This window comes from Microbacterium testaceum (assembly GCF_001476285.1).
Lineage (GTDB): Bacteria > Actinomycetota > Actinomycetes > Actinomycetales > Microbacteriaceae > Microbacterium > Microbacterium testaceum_B.
The window spans coordinates 1-649 of record NZ_LDRU01000135.1 but is presented as its reverse complement, the minus strand read 5'-3'; the positions used below and the strand labels follow the sequence as shown (position 1 = coordinate 649).

Genomic DNA, 649 nt, shown 5'->3' with positions numbered 1-649 from the left:
GCGTGCCGTCGTCGATGCCGAGGTCTCCCGCGTAGACGCGCAGGGTCAGCACGGGGTACTCGAGAGCACCGTAGGTCGAGGTCAGAGCGCCCGAGTCGAGCACGTTCATCGTCGGGTAGAAGAAGCCGATGAGGCCGAGCTGCTCCGGCATGCCGTCGGCGACCTTGATCACGCCGAGCGAGGTCATGTTGGAGTCCTGCGGGAGGAACGCGACCGAGTCGTGGAAGACCTCTTCGCCCTGGGCGTTGCGGATCGTCACGGTGGGGGCGTAGCCGTTGCCGAGCAGGTAGACCCGGTCGCCCTGCACGTCGAGCGGGTGGTTGACGCGGATCTCGCCGTCCTGCGGGGTGCCGCCGGGTGCCTGCGTGGTCATGTGCGCGACGAAGTCGCCGGCCTGCCCGCCACCGGGCTGCCCGGGAGCGACGTAGTTCACGTCGAACTTGTCGAGCGTCATCGAGTACGGCGTGAGGGTGTCGCCGCTGACGAAACGTCCGGGGTTGAAGGACGAGTAGTCGAGCAGGCTGTTCGCGAACGCCTGTCCCTCGACGAGCACGCGCTGGCCCGTGTAGGTGAAGCCTCCGCCGACGCCGACCGCGATCAGCACTCCGACCAGGGCCGCGTGGAATACGAGGTTCCCGGTCTCGCGCAG

The 649-nt window shown here is 68.1% G+C and carries 1 protein-coding gene; it reads right to left on the bottom strand.

Annotated features, from left to right (window positions below):
- A partial coding sequence (locus NS283_RS17835) for a cytochrome c biogenesis protein ResB (RefSeq protein WP_193752713.1) occupies positions 1–649 on the bottom strand: 649 nt, incomplete at both ends.